This is a genomic window from Frankia sp. CcCS3 (genome assembly GCF_977927575.1).
In genome coordinates this window covers 1-1,007 of sequence record NZ_CDWRCL010000002.1, presented here as the reverse complement: position 1 = coordinate 1,007, position 1,007 = coordinate 1, and the positions used below count along the sequence as shown (strand labels likewise).

Sequence of the window (1,007 nt, the reverse complement as noted above, 5' to 3'; positions counted from 1 at the left end):
GAGGGGGGGGGGGGGGGGGGGGGGGGGGGGTACGAGCCGATCAGTGGCTTCGACCGGCATCCCCCAGTGGCCGGGTCCCGTCGGTCCGGTCTGTCCTGTCCGGGTTCGCCAGCCGGCGTTGCGACGGGATCGCCGCGCCGGAGGACGGGGCCGCCGCGACGCAGTCCCGTCTCGCCGCGACGCGCTGTGGAGCGTTCAGGTACCCGAGGAGCACCAGCCCGGCTGCCGTGTCGGCGAGCAGGCGAACGGGCAGTGGTCCGTCCGCGGCGAATCCCAAGGCGGCGAGGACCGCCGTCAGGACGCCAACCAGCCCGGTCACCCGGGTGTGTGACCACCCGGCGGTGGTGAGTCGTTGGTAGGCATGGGTGCGGTGGGGCAGGTACCACTGTTCCTTCGCCCGCACCCGGCGTAGCAGGGTCCAGGCGGTGTCGGCCAGATACAGCGCCGTCGGCGCCACGGCGGTCTCCACCGGTATTCCCGCCAGGACCGCTTGCACCGCCAGGACCGCGATCGCGGCTCCCAGCGAATAGCTGCCCACGTCCCCGAGGAAGATGCGGGCCCGCGGAAAGTTGAACGGGCCGAAACCGAGCGCCGCGGCCGCCGTGAGAGCACCGCCGATCGTGATCGCGTCCACGTGGTGGACGGCTCCGAGCACCGTGAACGCCGCCCCGGCCAGGACCGCCGTCGTCACCGAGATGCCGTTGATGCCGTCCATGAAGTTGAAGACGTTGACAAATGCGGTGATCCAGATCGGCGCGATGATCGTGACGAGCAGGACGGTTGTGCCGCTCGGAACCGGGTCGTCGAGCACCGCCCCGAGCACCGTCGTCACCGCGACGACGACGGCCGCGGTGACGTGCAGGGCCAGCCGGCGCAGCGGGGTGATGCCGCTGAGGTCCTCGACGAGTCCGATCAGGCCGAACGGGGCGATGCCGATGGTCAACGACAGCAGGTCGCGGGCGTCGCCGTACCCAGGGATGCACACCGCCAGGCCGATGCCCGCGAAC

At 71.6% G+C, this 1,007-nt stretch carries 1 protein-coding gene; it reads right to left on the bottom strand.

What is annotated here, in order from left to right; translation table 11 throughout:
- Window positions 1–40 precede the first annotated feature (40 nt).
- The coding region (locus tag AC08OQ_RS00325) for an MraY family glycosyltransferase (RefSeq protein ID WP_476611857.1) at window positions 41–1,007 on the bottom strand (967 nt) is incomplete at its 5' end.